Source organism: Massilia consociata (genome assembly GCF_042432755.1).
Classification (GTDB): Bacteria; Pseudomonadota; Gammaproteobacteria; order Burkholderiales; family Burkholderiaceae_D; genus Telluria; species Telluria consociata.
In genome coordinates this window covers 137,146-156,335 of the sequence record NZ_JBHLWP010000019.1, presented here as the reverse complement: position 1 = coordinate 156,335, position 19,190 = coordinate 137,146, and the positions used below count along the sequence as shown (strand labels likewise).

General features: G+C 55.5%; 17 protein-coding genes and 3 pseudogenes. 11 read left to right on the top strand and 9 right to left on the bottom strand.

All coding sequences use genetic code 11. The features are described from left to right. Positions 1-160 precede the first annotated feature (160 nt). Positions 161-1,396 carry a Na+/H+ antiporter NhaA gene (nhaA, locus tag ACFFJK_RS20165; protein WP_005664141.1) on the bottom strand — a complete coding sequence of 412 codons (1,236 nt, stop codon included), beginning with the start codon at positions 1,394-1,396 and terminating at the stop codon, positions 161-163. A 544-nt stretch (positions 1,397-1,940) separates the two neighbouring features. On the opposite strand from nhaA, the gene ACFFJK_RS20160 reads away from it, so the two are divergent. Beyond that, the gene (locus ACFFJK_RS20160) at positions 1,941-2,567 is read left to right on the top strand and encodes a tyrosine-type recombinase/integrase (protein WP_379681462.1); all 627 of its coding nucleotides are present in this window, start codon (positions 1,941-1,943) and stop codon (positions 2,565-2,567) included. Positions 2,568-2,961: 394 nt separating this feature from the next. Here the strand turns inward: ACFFJK_RS20160 and ACFFJK_RS20155 are convergent, their stop codons facing one another. Continuing rightward, positions 2,962-3,243: a PEP-CTERM sorting domain-containing protein gene (locus ACFFJK_RS20155; RefSeq protein WP_379681461.1), complete on the bottom strand. Its 282-nt coding sequence runs from the start codon at positions 3,241-3,243 to the stop codon at positions 2,962-2,964. Between the two features lie 136 nt (positions 3,244-3,379). On the opposite strand from ACFFJK_RS20155, the gene ACFFJK_RS20150 reads away from it, so the two are divergent. Then, positions 3,380-4,309: an IS5-like element ISJsp2 family transposase gene (locus ACFFJK_RS20150; protein ID WP_258848426.1), complete on the top strand. Its 930-nt coding sequence runs from the start codon at positions 3,380-3,382 to the stop codon at positions 4,307-4,309. Between the two features lie 55 nt (positions 4,310-4,364). After that, positions 4,365-4,613, top strand: a pseudogene (locus ACFFJK_RS20145) (integrase core domain-containing protein); the annotation flags it as partial. Positions 4,614-4,643: 30 nt separating this feature from the next. Here the strand turns inward: ACFFJK_RS20145 and ACFFJK_RS20140 are convergent. Beyond that, positions 4,644-4,865, bottom strand: a complete 222-nt coding sequence (locus ACFFJK_RS20140) for a hypothetical protein (RefSeq protein WP_379681460.1) — start codon at positions 4,863-4,865, stop codon at positions 4,644-4,646. Between the two features lie 394 nt (positions 4,866-5,259). Between ACFFJK_RS20140 and ACFFJK_RS20135 the strand changes: the two genes are divergently transcribed. Then, positions 5,260-6,396, top strand: a complete 1,137-nt coding sequence (locus ACFFJK_RS20135; RefSeq protein WP_379681459.1) for a GGDEF domain-containing protein — start codon at positions 5,260-5,262, stop codon at positions 6,394-6,396. Between the two features lie 470 nt (positions 6,397-6,866). Here the strand turns inward: ACFFJK_RS20135 and ACFFJK_RS20130 are convergent, their stop codons facing one another. Then, on the bottom strand, positions 6,867-7,196 hold the full coding sequence (locus ACFFJK_RS20130) for an H-NS histone family protein (RefSeq protein ID WP_379681458.1): 330 nt from the start codon (positions 7,194-7,196) through the stop codon (positions 6,867-6,869). Between the two features lie 141 nt (positions 7,197-7,337). On the opposite strand from ACFFJK_RS20130, the gene ACFFJK_RS20125 reads away from it, so the two are divergent. Continuing rightward, positions 7,338-7,964, top strand: a complete 627-nt coding sequence (locus ACFFJK_RS20125) for a tyrosine-type recombinase/integrase (RefSeq protein WP_379681457.1) — start codon at positions 7,338-7,340, stop codon at positions 7,962-7,964. 320 nt (positions 7,965-8,284) lie between these two features. Then, positions 8,285-8,507: pseudogene (locus tag ACFFJK_RS20120) on the top strand (hypothetical protein); the annotation flags it as partial. 148 nt (positions 8,508-8,655) lie between these two features. On the opposite strand, the gene ACFFJK_RS20115 reads toward ACFFJK_RS20120, so the two are convergent. Next, a complete protein-coding gene (locus ACFFJK_RS20115) occupies positions 8,656-9,687 on the bottom strand; it encodes a hypothetical protein (protein ID WP_379681456.1) in 1,032 nt (343 codons plus the stop codon). An 87-nt stretch (positions 9,688-9,774) separates the two neighbouring features. After that, positions 9,775-10,862 (bottom strand): IS3 family transposase gene (locus tag ACFFJK_RS20110; RefSeq protein ID WP_379681455.1). Its coding sequence is split into 2 segments (ribosomal slippage): positions 9,775-10,610 and positions 10,610-10,862, totalling 1,089 coding nucleotides; the frame shifts between segments, so codons are not numbered across the junction. Positions 10,863-10,924: 62 nt separating this feature from the next. Here ACFFJK_RS20110 and ACFFJK_RS20105 point away from each other — a divergent pair. From ACFFJK_RS20105 to ACFFJK_RS20095, 3 genes are all read left to right on the top strand, one after another. After that, on the top strand, positions 10,925-11,758 hold the full coding sequence (locus ACFFJK_RS20105; RefSeq protein ID WP_379681470.1) for an IS5 family transposase: 834 nt from the start codon (positions 10,925-10,927) through the stop codon (positions 11,756-11,758). Between the two features lie 108 nt (positions 11,759-11,866). Then, positions 11,867-12,127 (top strand): YecR family lipoprotein, encoded by a 261-nt coding sequence (gene yecR / locus ACFFJK_RS20100; protein WP_379681454.1) that lies wholly within the window; start codon positions 11,867-11,869, stop codon positions 12,125-12,127. A gap of 221 nt (positions 12,128-12,348) precedes the next feature. Continuing rightward, positions 12,349-12,612, top strand: a complete 264-nt coding sequence (locus ACFFJK_RS20095; protein WP_379681453.1) for a helix-turn-helix domain-containing protein — start codon at positions 12,349-12,351, stop codon at positions 12,610-12,612. 42 nt (positions 12,613-12,654) lie between these two features. Here the strand turns inward: ACFFJK_RS20095 and ACFFJK_RS20090 are convergent, their stop codons facing one another. Together ACFFJK_RS20090 and ACFFJK_RS20085 are read right to left on the bottom strand one after the other, a co-directional pair. Next, entirely contained in the window at positions 12,655-14,910 is a 2,256-nt protein-coding gene (locus ACFFJK_RS20090) for a putative bifunctional diguanylate cyclase/phosphodiesterase (RefSeq protein ID WP_379681452.1), read from the bottom strand. Between the two features lie 261 nt (positions 14,911-15,171). Then, a complete protein-coding gene (locus ACFFJK_RS20085; RefSeq protein WP_379681451.1) occupies positions 15,172-16,101 on the bottom strand; it encodes an IS5 family transposase in 930 nt (309 codons plus the stop codon). Positions 16,102-16,431: 330 nt separating this feature from the next. Here ACFFJK_RS20085 and mscL point away from each other — a divergent pair, with 330 nt between their 5' ends. After that, positions 16,432-16,842 carry a large conductance mechanosensitive channel protein MscL gene (gene mscL, locus ACFFJK_RS20080; protein ID WP_379681469.1) on the top strand — a complete coding sequence of 137 codons (411 nt, stop codon included), beginning with the start codon at positions 16,432-16,434 and terminating at the stop codon, positions 16,840-16,842. Between the two features lie 64 nt (positions 16,843-16,906). On the opposite strand, the pseudogene ACFFJK_RS22940 reads toward mscL, so the two are convergent. After that, positions 16,907-17,017 (bottom strand): annotated as a pseudogene (locus ACFFJK_RS22940) (IS6 family transposase); the annotation flags it as partial. Positions 17,018-17,021: 4 nt separating this feature from the next. Here ACFFJK_RS22940 and ACFFJK_RS20075 point away from each other — a divergent pair. After that, entirely contained in the window at positions 17,022-18,974 is a 1,953-nt protein-coding gene (locus ACFFJK_RS20075; protein ID WP_379681450.1) for a two-component system sensor histidine kinase NtrB, read from the top strand. Positions 18,975-19,190: the final 216 nt, after the last annotated feature.

Here is a 19,190-nt window from a genome sequence, read left to right as displayed (position 1 = left end):
GCCTTGCCCGCGGTCTTCGCCTTCAATAAAGCGCTTCATTTGGCACCCCAGTGATGAGATACTGGCTCAACGTTTACCGAACCCGGTTCGTTTACAAGGTCACAAGGTTTTTACACAGCCTGGGCCCAAAGCGGACATTGCCTCTGCCGGAGTCAGTTCTTTAGGAATCGGGTTTCGGGCTGTCTGGCCTAACCGATCCGTCATCGAAATCCATTGTGTCTGGATCAGGGTCGGATGCCAGCGGTGTTCCCATAAACTTCAGCCACGCGAAACCTACTAGCCCGGCCGTGAGGGACGCTAGCAGGATTGCCATCTTTGAGGAAGTGATCACGCCGGCTTCTCCGGTATAAGCCAGGTTGGTGATAAAAATCGACATCGTGAAGCCGATGCCGCCAAGCAGGCCTGCGCCCAGCACATGACGCCACGCGAGGTCGAGCGGCAGGCGGCAGATGCCGAGCGAGACGGCGGCGAAGCTGAAGAGCAGGATGCCGATTGGCTTGCCGACGATCAGTCCAAGCAGGATGCCGAGGCTGTTGGCCGACAAGAGTTCTTCAGCCCAGCCTGCGCCGACGACAATCCCCGTATTTGCCAAGGCGAACACGGGCAGAATAAGGAAGGCGACTGGCGTGTGCAACGCATTCTCCAGGCGATGCGAGGGAGACTCGGCATCATCTTGCTTAGCCGAGTAAGGAATGGCAAAGGCTAGCAGCACCCCAGCGACAGTCGCGTGTACGCCGGACTTGAGCATCAAGAACCACATCAGCGCGCCACCCAGCAGGTATGGCACGAGCGCCATGATGCGTAGCACGCGGTTCATCAGGATCAGGATCGCAAAGACACCAAGTGCGGCCAGCAGGTAGAGGAAGGAAAACTCTGCCGTGTAGAACACGGCGATAACGATAATCGCGCCAAGATCGTCCATAACGGCGAGCGCGGTCAGAAAAATCTTGAGGGAAGCCGGTACCCCGCTGCCGAGCAGGCTCAGCACTCCTAGTGCGAATGCAATGTCGGTCGCCATCGGGATGCCGATGCCTGCCTGGGTAATTGTCCCACCATTGAACATGAAGTGGATGAGCGCCGGAATGGTGAGGCCACCTACAGCGGCCATGATCGGCAGCATGGCATTCCTGATGTCGGACAGTTCGCCGTTATACAGTTCGCGTTCAAGCTCCAGGCCGATGAGCAGAAAGAAAATCGCCATCAGCGCATCGTTCACCCAGTGCTCGATGCTCAGGCCCCCAACATACTGGTGCCAGAATCCAAGATAGCCCTTCCCCCACGGGGAATTGGCGATGATCAGCGAAGCCAGTGTGCAGAGGATCAGGAGGACTGCCCCCGCCTTGCCGGAATGGGCAAACTGCTTGAACGTGGCCGATAGTCGCTTTTCAACACGCATTTTTCTTCTCCGCCTTTGTTTGTGTGGTTTTACGGCTTGGCTGGCGATATTAGCCTACTGGAAGTAGTCAACGCACACTCTTGGATGTCTGCTTTTGGCCGACTCCTGCCTGTCGCAGACAAAGGACAGCATTGGCGAAGCCGTCAGCGGGTTTCACCTGGTTTCTGGAACAAGTCTTTAACCATGCCATTGAACTGAGAATTCCCACGTCGCCGGCGACGAAATACTCTGCTGCTTCCACCAACATTCGTAGCTGGATTAGCCCTCCAACTCGCCGTTCGAGGTCAGCTCTGAGTCTCTGGTCATGCCCTGGCAGAAAGACGCCCTTAACAGGCCTATCCCCGCAACCGCATGCACAATCCATACAATCTCCAATCCTCAGCTTTTGTTTCGAGGCCCTGACGCGACCGGGTCTGGCCGAAGGGCACCCCGAGCAGTAAAGCTCAGTGTACGGCTTCCATTGCTTTGCGGGCAAGAAAAAGCTGTGATACTGGATAAGTGCCATTGGGTGACCAGAATAGGGCTCCTCAACCACGGAGGTTCCATGAATTCGATCACTAGCAAACCGACGACTGATGCGCCTTGGAACAAAGGGCGCCTTGTAGGCCAGAAGCTTCCTTTGAAGTTGCGCGAAATTTGGGCAATTCGGATACGTTTGCAGCTATCCGCACAGGTGCGAGACCTCGCCCTGTTTAACCTCGCGATCGACAGTAAGCTCCGCGGCTGCGACCTTGTGAGCCTTCGCGTCAAGGATATCGCGCAAGGACGAAGTATCTTCCACCGCGCGATTATCATGCAGCGTAAGACCAGCAGGCCCGTTCAGTTCGAAATTACAGAGCAGACCCGGCAGTCGGTGCTTGCCTGGATCGACCGCCGCAAACTCGCAGGAACTCAGTACTTGTTCCCGAGCCGTGTTGCCGACTCTCCGCACCTGTCGACACGTCAGTACGCTCGCATAGTCACGCGCTGGGTTCAGTCGATCGGACTCGATGCTACAGCATATGGGACTCACTCGATGCGGCGAACTAAAGCAACGCTCATCTACCGGCGAACAAAAAATCTGCGGGCTGTACAGTTGCTCCTTGGACATACGAAGCTCGAGAGCACCGTGCGGTACCTCGGAATCGAAGTGGACGACGCCCTTGAGATTGCGGAGCAAACGGAAGCCTGAATGGCTCGTTGCCGCTGCGTCTAGCGTTATGGTCGACTGTCGGGCACACCGGCCGCAGTCGACCCAAAGCAGACGCAACCTCACGTCGGCACAAGGACAGATAGCTTTGGCCAGACTAGGCCAGGTGGTTCAATATGGAGCGGGACTTGCTGGTGGAGCGTACGTAGTCACGACTGGCCCAGACTTAGGCCGAAGCCAAAAAGCGCGGCCGATTGATCGAGACTACCGCACGTGCATAGGCGCAGATCTTGAAGCTTGATGCTCTGGCCAGTCACTCACGAGAATCATGGCTCAGTTGACATCGGCAAAGTGCCCGTCCATAACATCATATAGGCCGCCACGAGTGAGGGAACAGGCTCTGAAGCTCTACTAGCATGCAGAGCCTGGGCAAGACTTATACCTTGCGACGGCGGCTTGCTGCGATACCGGCCACGCCAATACCCAGTAAGGCAACCGAAAGCGGTTCCGGAACTTCAGAACTCGAACCTTCACCCACGTTGACATTGGCTTTTAAGTTCGCGCTGACAAACTGGAAAGAACCGCTAGTGGTCGAAATCCGCAGCGACAAAAGGCCGGTATCGCTGAAGTTAGTCAAAGACGTCGTATTTGTAATCGAGAATGGATAGTTTTCGCCGTCGTTGGGGATATTGATGATGCCGCCGCTGCTGCCGAGCAAATCACTTCCGATCTTGATCGTGAAATTCTCGTTGTTGGGGTTGTTCTTGTTGTCTGCACCGGTATCCTTGAACCGGCTTTGTTGCGCAAATCAGGCTCGACCAGCGTAGCACCCGCAGGTCTGGTAGCCTGAGCGGATGAAACCAGCTCCACAGAAGTACCGCACGACCAATTGGAAGACGTACAACGAAGCCCTCAAGTCACGCGGTTCGCTGCTGATCTGGCTTGATCCGAAGATGAACTGGCACGGCCAGCCGAGCGGCAAGCGCGGGCGCAGCCAGACGTTCAGCGACGAGGCGATCCAGTTCTGCCTGAGCATCAAGTGCCTCTTCAATTTACCACTACGGCAGGCCATGGGCATGGCGCAAAGCCTGCTGCGCTTGGCTGGACTTCATTGGCCGGTGCCGGACTACAGCACGGTAAGTCGACGGCAAAAAACACTACAGGTGGCCATTGGCGCCACGCCGACTACGACAGGCTTGCATTTGCTGGTGGACAGCACGGGCATCAAGATGTTGGGCGAAGGCGAATGGAAGACGAAAAAGCATGGCGCGGACTATCGCCGCCAGTGGCGCAAGGTGCACCTCGGGATCGACGCGTCCACGCTCGAGATCCGGGCGATGGAAGTAACCGACAACAGTATCGGCGACGCGCCTGTCCTGCCAGCGCTGCTGGATCAAATTCCAGCCGACGAGTCCATCGCCAGCGTTAGTGGCGATGGGGCTTACGACACGAAGGACTGTCACGAGGCGATCGCCTTGCGCGCCGCCCATGCCATCATCCCAACCCGCAAGAACGCCAAGCCCTGGAAGGCGAACCGCTGCGGTGCCGATGCACGCAACGAGATCTTGCACACGACGCGCAGACTGGGTCGGGCGATCTGGAAAAAGTGGAGCGGCTACCACCGGCGCAGTCTTGTCGAAACCAAAATGCGCTGCTTCAAGCTGTTGGGCGAACGGGTCATGGCACGCGACTTCGATCGTCAGGTGGCCGAATTGCAGATACGCGCTGCCGTGCTCAACCGCTTCACTCGACTGGGTACCCCGGTCACGGTCCCAGTGTTATAAAACTGATTACAAACAGCGTCAGCTCGGCCTTCACTCGATTTGCTCAACAAAGCCGTTCGGCATGCGTACGTCGATGTCCCGCCGCGGGAACTGCTATGACAACGCGCCGATGGAGAGTTTCTGGGGCACGCTGAAGAATGAGCTTGTCCATCATCGTCGCTATGCCACCCGTGCTGAGGCAAAGGCCTCGATTCAGGAATACATTGAAATTTTCTACAACCGACAGCGGCGTCATTCCCGCATCGGCTTTGTTCCGCCAGCGTTGTTCGCCGAATCCTTCAGAAAGCAGCCGCAGGCGGCATAAGACAAGCGTGTCCGCTATTGACAGTACACCTCAAAGCTCTGCTGACGTGACGGTGTCGATTGACGGGCGATACAAGTATGGCGTGAGGGTTAGGTCAAAGTTCACATCGTAAAACGAATTTACATCGATTGTGTTTGACCCGCCTTGATGCGTGAAGGTCGTATCGATGGTCGTGGTGATGGGAGCAGCACATGCAGCGCTAGTGAATACAAACGCGGCCGTAGCGAGTACAGCTTTGACAAATTGTTTCATGTTGGATTTCCTGTTGTGGTTTGAAAATTACACTATCTATTGAGCAATTTTTATGCCAACAACAAGGTTCTATAGTGGAGAGACCGTTGACAGGTAACACCATAAGCGACTAGCATGTGTAAAGATTTCCGACATAGAAATGTTAATTCCTTCCGGATATGTCAAGAGTGATTGCTGGGGCCTCAGCGTCAGCGACGCGTTCATCGTTGGCAGTTTTGCTCCCGACACCACCAGCCGACCTACCTGACCCGTCAGATTGCGCCCGCTAGCAGGTCTATATGCAAGCTAGCTTCAAATCATGACAGACCTGTTGGGAAAAGCTTTAGGTTGGGCAAGATTGATGTCAGACTGTAATGCTATAGTTCCTGTAGCGCTCAAGCACTGCTAACCTAATATGCAAATTACATCATTAAGTGGAGAGTTCGCGAACGCTACCACCGAAACTGCGTTCCTCGAGTACAAGCTAGCCCAGACACGTTCATTGCTGGGATTTACCCTAACTTTCTGTACTCTGTTCTATCTGCTCTTCTTTGTAACCGATGTAGCAGTCCTTGGGCTAGGCCCGGATACGATGACCCTGTTCGGCACCCGCATTGCGGTCGCCGTAACCGCAGGCACCTGTGCCTGGTTCGCTTACCGACACCCGTTGACAGTTCGAGCCACCCGACGCGCCGCGACGATTGCAGAAATAGTCGCGCTCACGTGTTTCATGGTGATTGCAGTGCATCGCCCGGCGGAGTTTCACTGGCACGCGATGTCACTCGCGATTATGTTGATTGTGATTTATCTGTATATACCGAACCGGCTGACTTACGCGCTAATACTTGCAATTTGCTCGACGGCGACGTTCTTGGTTCTGTCCTGGCAAGCCGCCAATATGCTGCCGGCAGACATACTGACAATGAGCCTTTTGCTGATTCTGGCGAATACCTTTGGCGCCGTAGCGGCTCGCCGTTTCAATACCGTATCACGTGAGGAGTTCCGCGCACAGTTAGTGCTTAAGGACGCTGCCGACCGCGACCACCTCACCGGCTGCTTCAACCGACGTTACCTGCATGAACACTTAATGCCAACAGAGCTGGCAAGGGCCCAACGTCTCAGCCAGAACCTGACCGTCGTATTGTGTGATATCGATTATTTCAAACGCATTAATGACACTTATGGCCATGCCGACGGCGACGCTGTACTGCGCGCCTTTGCCGATTTGCTGAAGCAGATGACGCGCGATCAGTTCGACAGCATCGTGCGCTATGGTGGGGAGGAGTTTTTACTGATCTTGCCATCGACCGATCTCGATGGTGGTCAACATCTTTCAGAACGCTTGCGCTCGGCGTTTGCCATGATGCAGATCCGGTCGTCGGAAAATGGTAATGTAGTGCGTGCCACTGCTAGCTTCGGTATCTCCACAGCACATTTTGGCCAGATGGCCACTAGCTATACCCTGCACGATCTCATCTCGAGTGCTGACAAGATGATGTACGAAGCTAAGCGTAACGGGCGTAATCGGGTGGAGGCATTTCAGCTATGTTGAGAAGCCACGTATGCATGACTAATAGTTGCGGCAACTGTTGACAGAGGAACTCGCATTCCGAACTGTCCAGGACTTCAAAAAAGTGTCAGGCCACACCATAGACGTCCGCTTTTGGCCGAAGGCAGACTCAAGCAGCCCCCCCATCCATGCCCACGGTCGCAGTCTAGGTGCAGTTGCTTGATCTATATCATGGTCGAAACACACGAGTTCTCTACAATGTACTGATGACTAATCAGCTCGAACCCGCCCTTCATCGCAACGCTAAGTTGCTTGTTGCGGCTGTCCAGTTAAGGAAGACGCATGGGTTGCTGTACGCCATGCGGTTTCTTGAGGATTGCGGCTTTGCTAATGTGGTCATTTGGGAGGTCCTCAATCTTATCCCGCCAACCACAACCACAGAACCTTCACAGTGGTGAGGCAGGTGCGGAATCGCGTTGCTCTACCGGTGGAAGCGCGATCAATACTTGCTGTTAAATGCGGAAGTCATCCATCGATTTTCCGCTAGCGAGTCCTTCTGCAATCCACTTCGGCTGGCGCCCACGACCAGTCCAGGTCTGGCTATTGTCACCGGGGTTTTGATAGCGCGCCTGAACCTTCTGCCCCTTGCTGCTCTTCGATTTTTTGCTATTTGCAGCAAGCAGCTCCTCAACCGAGACCCCTGCCTCCTGAGCGATCGCTAGGATTTGCTCCCGTGCTTTCTGCAAGTCCTGGTGCTGACGATTCTTGATTTCCTTCTCGACGTCATGCTGCAGGCCCTTCAGTTCGCTAAGGTTGTAGCCCGACAGATCGATATTTGCCATTGATGATATCCCTTCAATTTAGTTGAACGTGTGCGCAATGCGTCGATTCTACTACGCGTCATGAGCTAGCTCGACTGCGATTGAAATGTCTTCAGCCAGCTGACGTACCAAAATTAGGCCTCTTTCACTGAGGAGGTCGACATGAACACAATTACTGATACCGGTAGCCGGCGCATTCCATGGAACAAAGGACGTCTGGTCGGTCAGAAGTTCCCCTTGAAGCTGAAAGAAATCTGGGCAATAAGGATCCGACTGCAGATCGCTGAGCGCTTGAGAGATCTAGCACTCTTCAATCTGGCGATTGATAGCAAGCTGCGTGGTTGCGACCTCGTTAGTCTGAAAGTGAAGGACATTTCTCAAGGTACCAGCATATTCCACCGTGCGATTGTCATGCAACGGAAGACTCACCGGCCTGTTCAGTTCGAAATTACGGAGCAGACTCGTCAGTCAGTTCAAGGCTGGATTGCAGCAGGTGAGCTAACATCGAACCAGTATCTCTTCCCGAGTAAGACAAAGAACTCGCGTCATCTCTCGACTCGTCAGTATGCACGCATCGTTGCCAGATGGGTACGATCCATCGGCTTGGATCCAGCGGCGTATGGAACCCATACAATGCGGCGGACGAAGGCGACATTGATCTACCGTCGTACGAAAAATCTTCGTGCTGTACAGCTGCTTCTCGGCCATACTAAGCTTGAGAGCACAGTGCGCTATCTCGGCATTGAGGTCGACGACGCACTCGAGATCGCTGAGCAGACCGAAGTCTGACGTACGAAACAGGATCTGTCGCTCACAAACGCGTGTAAGTGGCCTTGTCACCAAGGCCGCTTACTGCCAGAAGCAGACGTGATGGCATTGCCATAGCGCGAGTCGCGCGAAAGGTTTGGACGGCGACTTTGGTCCGTTGGACACACTTTAGGTGGCTATACCGTTTAAGCAGATTGCGCACTTGACACGAGCGGAGAGTAGTCATGCACTAGGCCTTCCCGTCTCTTGCCTGCTCACACATCTGTTGGCGGTACGTCGAGAAATTTTGTAAGGCGTTCTAGCTCTAAGATCTTCGGAAAGTCGTGCGAGCTATGCGCCCGGAGGTACTGGTGCATGCTGACATTCCGCACATGGACGTCATGTTCATCGGCGAGCCCTGACCCGATCTCGTCGTCGATGAAGGCCAAGGGCGCCGTCGAACTCGGCATCTGCGGAGTGGCGGCGGCGCTTGTTGACGCGGTCTACAACGCCTCCAGGGTGCGGGTACGCGATTATCCGGTAACGCTCGACAAGCTCCTGCGCCACATGCCGACGGCGGTGTGAATCGCGCCGGGGTGCCTGCCGCGGCGTCCCTTCCTATTGCAGAACATCGCCCCACGGCGCCGCAGCGCGCGTAGCCTACCCATTCCTGCGTCAATGCCAGCCCGTTCGTAAGCCATACTAGCGATCGCTGGCGGCCAAGCAGACTGATCTAGCTTCGCTCGACAAGGTCGATGAGCCGTAAATAGCGCGGGTCCGACATTAAATCAGGTTTGGTTTCAGCAATCACCGCCAATACCTTTGGCAATTCATACGGCGGACGAGTCAGAACCTGAGGAATGACTCTGTTCATTAGGTCTAATGTCACTTCAGGGAATTGAGCCGTAAGTGATTTCTCATCGCTGATCTCACGGGTGAATCTGTAGAATGGATGGTCATCTGCCTCTATCGGTACCAAGAACTTCTTAACTGCTTCATAGACAAGGGGGAAGCTGTCGCCGGTATCATCAAGAAGTGCGACCCATGCCTTTACCGAGGCAGAGGTCGTGAACTGACGTTCTCTCGGCCAGTCATCGTTGATCAATGGGATGACGTGCTTGACCCAGCCATTCTCTTTTTTCTGCCCGACCAAGCCCAACCAAAAGATGAACTGATTCCGCGTTTCGTCCGACATGGCTCGCAACGCAGAACGCATTTCAACTTGCGAAAGACCTTGCTCCTGATCATGCACCGTAATGCGCATATGACCGAGCCATTGAGCGGCTACCTTGGAAACTTCACGCTCCCAAGAAAAACGTTCGATCCAAGGATAAATACGAAGCAAAAGTGGTTTGACGGCAGCCGCCAAGGGTGTCAAAGGCGCCCTACCGCTATACAAAAAGCCGTTCCACGCCGGTTCGGACTTCGGATGATCGAACGCCAGCATTGGAAGAAGCCGCTCAGTTGTCCACGTTGGATCAACGTACATAAGCCAGTTCAACTTATTGCACGCTACTGAAACGGCATGATCCGAACCCTCGCCTGGCGCTGAGAAAAGTCGTTCGATGCGCGACTTGATAGGAGCAGGAATCAACGACCCTGCTTCCTGCCTTTCCCCAGGCACTGCGCGGAAGAGAGCATCGGCACACATGCCAATCGGTCCGTTGATCGCGTGATTATATGTACGCCGCGAGCGCTGAACGACTTTGCCACCTTGCCATACCTCGTCAAGACCACTCCTCGCTGCATCGACTCCAGCGGTCAAGAAGCCATCGACAATGTGATCAACGACTTTCCAACCAAGATCACGATCGGTAATCCCCCCATTTTTAGAGCACGCTAAAAGTAGAGGCTAAGCGGCCAGTGCCAATTTCTGTTTTGGCGTGATACCGCCGAGTGCCATGTTGGGCCGGTCGTGATTGTAGGTCCACAACCAGTTGGTAGCAAATTCCTGGATCTCTTCGAGCGTCTCGAACAGGTGATGCGCAAGCCAATCGTAACGCACGGTCCTGTTGTATCGCTCGACGTAGGCGTTCTGTTGCGGTTGTCCTGGCTGGATGAAATCGATGCGGATGCCGCGTTTTGCAGCCCACGCCAAAGTCACCGCGCTGATGTATTCAGGGCCGTTGTCGCAGCGGATGGCTTCCGGTTTGCCGCGCCATTCGATGATCCGGTCGAGCGAGCGTATCACGCGCTCGGACGGCAGCGAGAAATCGACTTCGATCCCCAAGCCCTCGCGGTTGAAATCATCGATGACGTTGAACAAACGGATGCTCCGCCCGTCGGCGAGCTGGTCGTGCATGAAGTCCATCGACCAGCTCTGATTGATCGCGAGCGGCACCGCCAGCGGCAGCGGCTTTTCACGTACCAGACGATGACGCGGCTTGATCCGCAGATTCAGCTCGAGCTCGCGGTAAATCCTGTAGACGCGCTTGTGGTTCCATCTGAAGCCCTTGACGTTGCGCAGATACAGGAAGCACAGCCCGAAGCCCCAGTTGCGCTGGTTGTTCGTCAGTCGCACCAGCCAGTCCGCGATGAGGACGTTTTCCGCATCCAGCTTGGCCTTGTAGCGGTAGCAGGTCTGGCTGATGCCAAACGCTTTGCACGCCAGCTTGACCGTGGCTGCCCGCTCCGTTACGGCCCATTGCGCCATCTCCCGCCGCTGAGATGGCGATACCATTTTTTTGTGAGCGCCTCCGCGACGATCTCTGCCTTGAGGCGCTCCTCGACGTACATCTTCTTGAGCCGCCGGTTTTCCTCTTCCAACTCCTTCATGCGTGCCATCAACGAGGCGTCCATTCCGCCGAATTTGGAGCGCCACTTGTAGAACGTGGCGTTGCTGATGCCGTGCTCGCGGCACAGCTCTGGCACCGGGCTACCGGCTTCGGCTTGCTTGAGGATGGCGATAATCTGGCTGTCGGTAAAGCGGGACGTCTTCATGTAGAGCTTTCTGTGTCTTAAGTAGAAAATTCTACTTCTGAACGCGCTCTTTTTGTGGGGGGATTACCCTGCAACAGCTCTACAACCTGGCCGACGACGCGCTGGAGTACCAGTTGCTGGATCGCCGCAGCTTCCTGCGTTTCTTGGATTTGACCGAGAGCAGCAGCATCCCCGACGCCAAGACAATCTGGCTATTCCGTGATCGTCTGGCCCAGGCTGGCGTAGGCAATCAGGTATTCGAGCAGGTCCAGCAACAGCTCCTGTCGCAGGGCTACCTGGCGCGTTGCGGACAGATCGTCGACGCATCGCTCGTGCAAGCCCCGGTCCAGCGCAACAAGCGGGAAGAAGCCGAGACGGTCAAGGAGGGCATGATGCCGCTGAGCTGGAAACCGCATAAGCGCGCTCAGAAGGATGTCGATGCGAAGTGGACCAAAAAGCATGGCAAGAACCACTTCGGCTACAAATTGCATGCTAGCGTCGACAAGCGTTGCAAGCTGATCCGCAAGATCGCCATCACACATGCTGCCGTGGCTGACACCACCGTCTTCGAGGAGTTGCTCGACCTGAGCAACACGAGTCGGGATGTCTATGCCGATCGGGGATATCCCAGCATTGAACGCGAAGTCAGCTTGAAGCATGCCGGCTGGCGGGTGCATATTCAGCCGCGCGGTCATGCGACCAAGGGCATTTCCGAGACGCAGAAACGGCGCAACCGCGCGATCGCCACACCTCGCGCCCGTGTCGAACATGTGTTTGGCGCCTTGGCCCAGATGGGCGGCAAACTGGTGCGCTGTCTGGGAATCGTGCGCACCACGTTCGTCTTGCAACTGAAGGCCGCCAGTTACAACCTCAAGCGTCTCGTCTTCTTGAAGGAACGCGGCCTGGCGCCGTTCTAAACAGCAGTTCGGCAGCCTTCGGCTGCCAAACCTGCCCGGCCCAAGGTGCTGGACACTTCGCAAATAACGCTGTTGGGGCTCTGCTGAAAGGCAGAATCACGTTTCGCGTTGCGTCGCTCACGTCGAAAGCGGGTTATTCGAGGTGGCCTTAAATTATCGTACGATTTCGGTGCCTTTCAAGTGCCAAGAGTGGATCCCGCACAAGGGATCGCAGCTGCGACGGCCCGCTGTAAGGCATGGGGCTATACCGGCGCTGAAGCTTTTGGCGGCGGTACACGTTCTTGCACCAATGCCTCAATGGGCAGCTGCAATGCCTTCCGCGTGACGGTCGAGTATCAGTGTACGGGCAATCCGCCTCCGCACAGCTGAGCGATCGTGCACTCCGAAGCCCCCGAAGTGGGGCTTTTTTCACTTTCTACGTCCAAAACATCGACCTGGCGTCCTGATCGGGCCCGGTCAGCCCGGTCCTCCGTTGACCGTTCGCTTCCCTATGTATGCGGACTTCAACTTCCATCTCTTGGCGAGACGCAGGGTATCGAATAGTGTGCTAAAACTCAGATTGTCCTTGCATCTAGATCGATACGAAACAAATGTCAGAAAAAATTTCCAAGTCACAACCGTACGAGAAGTTCTCCAACTCGTCTACAGCAGAAGTCAACCCACAAGTATTGCGAGATTTGAGACTCAGCAAAGGCGAAACGCAGGAGAAATTCTGGCGACGCTTCGGTGTGAGTCAAGCAACAGGTAGCCGTTATGAACTAGGCGTGTTTTTACCGAAATCACTGGCAATCCTGATGGGCTTATATGTCGACGGAAGGATTACTGATGAGCTGCTGGATAGCTACGCCGCCTGATGGTCGTCGACGTTGAGAACGAACGTCTGCCACCGAAGGTCGCTATCCATATGCTGCAGTAGCAACGACTGACGCACTGCTGTCTTGCAGCCATTGGATTAATTGCTCAAGTGCCATCGGGCGATGGTAAAGATAGCCTTGCATGTATGCACCGCCATGGGCCGTCAAATACTGAGCCTGCTCTATAGATTCGATGCCTTCGGCCACAACACGTAGTCCAAGGTGTCCGGCCATGGCCAGGATAGACTGGACGATTGCGGTGCCACTGACATCATGTGGCGTATCGTGCATGAAGCGCTTATCGATCTTTAACTCGTACAAAGGCATTTTCGTCAGATAGGCCAAGTTCGAATACCCAGTGCCGAAATCATCGACCGAAAAACGAATGCCCAGCGCGGCCAGTTTATGCATTCGCTTGATTGCTTGTTCAATATCTTCAATCAAGAGGCCTTCGGTAACCTCAAAGATCAGTTGCTGCGGCGGCGCTCCTGTATCGGCGAGGATTTGGCAGACTTGATCGACAAAGTCCGGCTGGCGGAACTGTAGTGGGCTAACATTAATCGACAGCGGCATGGGATTCCCTGTACGATCCAGGGCAAGCCATGCTTTACAAGCCTCCCGTAGCGCCCAGTTTCCTAACGGTACGATCAAGCCGCTTGATTCCGCTACGGGAATGAAAATGTCTGGGCGTACCATCGTGCCGTCCGCCCGAGGCCAGCGCATGAGCAGTTCGGCGCCCGCCGGAACGCCGAGGCGGTCGACCTGCAACTGCAGATGCATGGTAAGTTCACCATTATTCATTGCCTGCGCTAAATCTCGTTCCATTGTCAGCTTGTACTGGGTTTCCGAGAGCATTGCACTCTCGAATAGGACAACGCCATTACGGCCGTTTGCCTTGGCACGGTACATCGCCGTGTCCGCTTCGCGCAGAAGGTCGTGCGAACTTGCCCTGGCGTCCAGGCATAAGGCAACCCCAATGCTGACGCCGATATTGTAAGGCTGGCCAGCGAGATCAAGCGGCGCAGCTAGGGCGGTGCGGATAGTGTGAGCGACATCGAGTGCCACATACGAGGCGACTGAAGGGTTTGCGTCGAGTCCTCCGAGTAAGACGACGAATTCGTCTCCGCCGATGCGCGCTACGGTATCGCTGTTGCGCACTGTTTGGTTCAGGCGGGTTGCCACATGCCCCAGAAGCGCGTCGCCAACGGCGTGACCTCGAGCATCATTAACGTTCTTAAAATTATCGAGATCAAGGTACAAAATAGCATTGAGTCCGCGATTGGCTGGCGTTTCCTCGAGAGCCGCGGCAAGACGCTCCATGAGTAGCCGGCGATTAGGCAACCCTGTCAACACATCATAAAAAGCCAAGCGGTGGATGGCGTCGGCTGCAGTTCGGCGTTCGGTGATATCGCGTCCGACCAGCACCCAGTGAGTAGCTACTTCGCTTGATTGTGTGAACGGCATTAGCTCAAGTTCCAACCAGAATGCCGAACCGGACTTGGTATAGCTTACCAATTCAACGTTGCAAGGTTTGTTTGAACCCATCGCCTCTAAGATACATGTGATCACAGCCTGATCAGTATCCGGCCCTTGTAGCATTCGCAAGCTTTGTCCGAGAACCTCTTCTCGTGCGTAGCCGGTCCGGCGCAAAAATGCCTTGTTGACAAACGTTATTGGTTGAGCCGAATTGCGATGGGCGACCGCTTTGGCAATCACAACCATATCGTTCAGGCGCGATACAGCTGCCGAGGTAAGCTGCAATTCCGCCAGCGAAAGTGAAAGACCCTTCAAAAGATTACTGCAGATCAAGGTTAGCATTACACCAATTGTTGTGTAATTTAATGCAGCGACGAGCGCAGCTTTTACCGGATCGTGTTCCCAGCCAGGAACGCTCAAGCTGATATGGCCAGTCGCGCCGAGGCCCAAGAGAGAAACTGCGCACAGAATTAAGGCAACAATGGCTGGGCGAAGGCTCAGCAGGATCGAGGCAATGAGAGGCGGGCCAAGTAGGTAGCTAAGGCTGGCCGCGCCGATGGAGAGCATGAGCGCAACCGACAGAACATAGACCACTGCCAGGAAGTGGAATACCCTGACCGTATAAGGTAGACCTTTAAGACGCCAGATCGCGAAGATCCAGCCAAGCGCAATTGCGTCGGCGAGTGCAACTGGCCACATTCCGCGCTGAAGCAAAAATGGGACGATCGCGATTGTGGAAACTGTCCCAACTACTAAGACGATAGGCAGAAGCGACGAAAAGATGCGCTCTCGCCACCCAGCGATATCCTTAATGCTGACCATAATAAGATAGGCCGAACTACAGACGTCGCGGCCGAAGAGTGATTGAATTAAAGAATCATAGATTGGCTTGTAGCAACTGTCATGTGATTTCGATTTAATCGTCTATGAACCCCTCCAATTTCCCTCCAGTGTTTCTAACTCACGACATAGTTAGCAGTCTGTTACTAAGGAAAAATTGAACGACGAGGATGGCTGACGGATTTTAACGGCTTTGTTGAGCAAATCGAACGAAGGCCGAGCTAACGCAATTTGTAGTTCGTTTTATAATACCGGGACCGTAATTGGGGTACCCAGCCGAGTGAAGCGGTTCAGCACAGCGGCTCGTATCTGTAGCTCGGCGACTTGACGGTCGAAGTCACGTGCCATGACACGTTCACCCAGCAGCTTGAAACAACGCATCTTGGTTTCGACAAGGCTGCGCCGGTGATAGCCGCTCCACTTTTTCCAGATCGCCCGTCCCAGCCTGCGCGTCGCGTACAAGATGTCATTGCGTGCCTCTGCACCGCAGCGGTTGGTCTTCCAGGGCTTGGCGTTCTTGCGGGTCGGGATGATGGCATTGGCTGCGCGCAGGGCGATGGCTTCGTGGCAGTCCTTCGTGTCGTAAGCGCCATCGCCACTGACGCTGGTAATTCGCTCATCGTCGGGAATCTGGCCCAGTAACGCTGGCAGGACAGGTGCGTCACCGACACTGTTGTCGGTGACTTCCATGGCCCGGATCTCGAGTGTGGACGCGTCGATCCCGAGATGCACCTTGCGCCATTGGCGGCGATAGTCTGCGCCGTGCTTTTTCGTCTTCCACTCGCCTTCACCCAGCATCTTGATGCCCGTGCTGTCCACCAGCAGATGCAAGCCCGTCGTGGTCGGCACAGCGCCGATCGCTACCTGCAGCGTCTTTTGCCTACGGCTGACCGTACTGTAGTCCGGCACCGGCCAGTCGACTCCAGCCAGGTGCAGCAGGCTTTGCGTCATGCCCATGGCCTGGCGCAGCGGCAAATTGAAGAGGCACTTGATGCTCAGGCAGAACTGGATCGCCTGCTCGCTGAACATCTGGCTGCGCCCGCGCTTGCCGCTTGGCTGGCCATGCCAGGCCATGTTCGGATCGAGCCAGATGAGCAGCGAGCCGCGTGCCTTCAGTGCTTCGTTGTATGTTTTCCAGTTCGTGGTGCGGTACTTCTGGGGAGCCGGTTTCATGCGCTCAGGCTACCAGACGTCCCGGCTCTACGCTAGCCGGGGTCGATTTTTGCAACAAAGCCACATCGAGATGTTCTACAATCCGAAGCGCCGGCATGGCTTCAACGAAAAACTGTCGCCAATCGATTTTGAGAAGCGATATTTTGAACGGCTCGCGAGTGTCTAGAGAACCGTAGTCGATTCAATTCATCAAATACATCAAATACAGCTAATGTTGCTAATTAACATCATTAAGTTGTTTTACATGCTACGCTGTGGAATGAGCAAATTTTCCACCTTAGTTTTTGCAACTGATTTATGATGCAAATTCAATCTCTTCTTGGGGGCATGATGTCGATGATGCGTGAGTTCAAAGAGTTTGCAATGAAAGGGAACGTAGTTGACTTGGCCGTTGGCGTGATCATCGGCGGCGCGTTTGGACGAATTGTCGATTCGTTGGTTCAAGACATCATCATGCCGCCTTTAGGGAGACTCCTGGGCGGTTTAGATTTTGCCAACTACTACCTTCCGCTCAATGGTCAGCCTTTGGGCTTGGCGCTAAGTGAGGCAAAGAAGGGCGGCGCAGTAATTGCCTACGGAAATTTTCTGACTGTCGCCATCAACTTTCTGATCTTGGCGTTCATTATTTTTCTCATGATTCGAGCGATGAACCGCATGACGCGACGTCAGCCACCACCACCGCCTGCTACAGCTGAAGATATCGTTTTGCTGCGCGAAATCAGGGATTCCCTGCGTCGGTAGTTCAAGGGGCTCTGGTGCAAATTATGGATGAGGGCGCGCGAACTTGCCGGTTTGCTGGCTGGGTTCACGCAGCCAGAACAGCTGCCCAGATTTCGGACGGAGTTTGTCCCTGAGTCGTCAGAGCATGTACGTCAAACTGGCCTTTGCGAATGCGATGCATGAGCTCGACCCCACGGAACATGAATAATATCGACATTTTATCGTCCAGGCAACCCTCCATGTTTGTCCTCACGATAGGCTTGCCGGATCTCCATCAACAGTTGATCGGACTGAAAGCACACGCAGCCTGGCATTCCCTCGAAGTTGATGTCGCCACGAGTTGTTTTGAGGCAGATGCTTCTTGGCGTGTCCGCAAGCCCGATGCTTGTTTTGTGCGCATGCGCGGCGATGACATCCGACACATAGAACAATTCATCTGCAACCTGCGCGCATGCTGGGATGCCACTGCCATCTATGTCGTACTGGATGAGCACGACGGGGAAGTTGAACCGCTCGAACAATTGTTCATGGCCGCTGGCGCGACCGATTGCATCCGCTCCTGCGAGCTCGGGCGGCCGATGCAGGAGCATTGCCTGCGCCGGGCGGTACGCGATCGGGAGCGGATGCGAGCGCACCTCGAGCGCGACCATTTCTTCGAACTGATGGAACAGGACATGGGAGTCGGCTTGTGGCAATGGGATCCCCGTAACGATTTCTACCGCTGGTCGGACCAGGAGTACCGTCTATTCGACCTGGAAGGCGTGGCACCGGAGGATGTGAGCTATACGCGCTGGCGCGACGCGATCCACCCCGACGATCAGGAGCGGGTGGAGGCGGAAATCGGCCGCGCCATCGTCGGGGTCTCCGCATACAACAGCGTATTCCGGATGGGCACACCGGGGGCGGATGGACTGCCTCGCTGGCTTGCGGGCGTCGCACGGCTTAGGCGGGATCGTTCCGGCGCACCGTCCTGCCTGTACGGTGTGAACTGGGATGTGTCGGCGTGCCGTAATGTCCAGTCGGAGGCCATGCGAAGGCTGGGCTGTACCGATTGCCTGTCTCACCTGATGCCGAACATCTTCCAGCAGTATTTCAAGCTTGCCGCGGACTGCCTGTTTCACGTGAAGGAGGATGCCGGTGGTGTCCTGCGGTACACGGCGATTAACCCTGCCGGCTGCGCACATGCAGGGAAGACGGTGCAAGAGATTGTCGGGAAGACCCCGGTCGAGGTACTGGGCGCGGAAGTAGGTGGCATTATTGATACCGGGCTGCGCCAAGCGTTGCATTCCGGAAAACCCTTTTCCTACAAGCACTCTTTCGATATGGGCGGGGCGAGCGTCACATTCGATGCCGTCTACATTCCAATCGCCGACGAGTGGGGCCGACATTCAGGCGTACTTGGTTGCGCCCGCGACATCACGGCCTACGAGTGCTTGCAGACTACACTGTTTCAGGCGCAAAAAATGGAGGTGCTCGGCCAGTTCTCAAGCGGTGTCGCGCACGATTTCAACAATATCCTGCAGAACGTCAGCAATCTGATCGAGCTGTTCGGGTATGCCCGGGAGCCGGACCAGACGACATCGCTGCTCAAGCGGGGCCGGGCAGTCATCGCCTGCGGGCAGGCACTGACGTCAAGGCTGCTGGCGTTTGCCAGAAAGACCGAACCTTTGGCCAAGGTGCTCGACCCTAACGTCCTCATAGAGAACGTGCGCGAGATTTTACAGCTTTCGGTCGGCGGCGGTATCGAGATCCGGACCGCGCTGCAAGCCGGCGTCTGGCCAGTCAAGGCGGACCCGGGCCAGCTGGACCTCATGCTGATCAACCTTGCCGTGAACGCGCGCGATGCGATGGGCGGCACCGGTACACTGACGATCGCAACTCAAAATGTCGCCCTGTGCGACGACGCCGGCGGCATCCTGCCCGCTGGCGACTACGTGTGCATATCGGTGTCGGATACCGGTAGCGGCATGTCGGCGGACGTCCTTGCGCGAGCGGCGCAGCCCTTTTTCACGACTAAGCCCGTGGGCCAAGGAACTGGACTTGGCCTCAGCATGGTGCGCACGTATCTGCGCGACATGGCCGGGGACTGCAAGATCGTCTCCGTGCCCGGGCAGGGGACTTGCGTGTCGATGTACCTGCCACGGGCCGGATAAGGCGGTATCGAAGCTGGAAACGCGGCCGTCCTGGTTGGCTTTCAGGCTATGTGCAGGAATCAAGACATCGCCGGCAGCAGCGCTTGCATGCCTGCGCGGCTCTGGTGCAAATTATGGACAAAGGCACGCCAACCTGCCGGTGCGCCGGCTGAGTTCACGCAGCCAGAACAGCTGCCCAGATTTCGAACGAAGTTTGCCCCTGAGTTCGGCTTTGTT

Excerpts from the sequence above, each read along its gene's own strand:
- nhaA (WP_005664141.1), bottom strand. The coding sequence starts at position 1,396 with ATGCGTGTTGAAAAGCGACTATCGGCCACGTTCAAGCAGTTTGCCCAT.
- ACFFJK_RS20160 (WP_379681462.1), top strand. The coding sequence starts at position 1,941 with ATGAATTCGATCACTAGCAAACCGACGACTGATGCGCCTTGGAACAAA.
- ACFFJK_RS20150 (WP_258848426.1), top strand. The coding sequence starts at position 3,380 with ATGAAACCAGCTCCACAGAAGTACCGCACGACCAATTGGAAGACGTAC.
- ACFFJK_RS20140 (WP_379681460.1), bottom strand. The coding sequence starts at position 4,865 with ATGAAACAATTTGTCAAAGCTGTACTCGCTACGGCCGCGTTTGTATTC.
- ACFFJK_RS20135 (WP_379681459.1), top strand. The coding sequence starts at position 5,260 with ATGCAAATTACATCATTAAGTGGAGAGTTCGCGAACGCTACCACCGAA.
- ACFFJK_RS20130 (WP_379681458.1), bottom strand. The coding sequence starts at position 7,196 with ATGGCAAATATCGATCTGTCGGGCTACAACCTTAGCGAACTGAAGGGC.
- ACFFJK_RS20125 (WP_379681457.1), top strand. The coding sequence starts at position 7,338 with ATGAACACAATTACTGATACCGGTAGCCGGCGCATTCCATGGAACAAA.
- ACFFJK_RS20095 (WP_379681453.1), top strand. The coding sequence starts at position 12,349 with ATGTCAGAAAAAATTTCCAAGTCACAACCGTACGAGAAGTTCTCCAAC.
- ACFFJK_RS20090 (WP_379681452.1), bottom strand. The coding sequence starts at position 14,910 with ATGGTCAGCATTAAGGATATCGCTGGGTGGCGAGAGCGCATCTTTTCG.
- ACFFJK_RS20085 (WP_379681451.1), bottom strand. The coding sequence starts at position 16,101 with ATGAAACCGGCTCCCCAGAAGTACCGCACCACGAACTGGAAAACATAC.
- mscL (WP_379681469.1), top strand. The coding sequence starts at position 16,432 with ATGTCGATGATGCGTGAGTTCAAAGAGTTTGCAATGAAAGGGAACGTA.
- ACFFJK_RS20075 (WP_379681450.1), top strand. The coding sequence starts at position 17,022 with ATGAATAATATCGACATTTTATCGTCCAGGCAACCCTCCATGTTTGTC.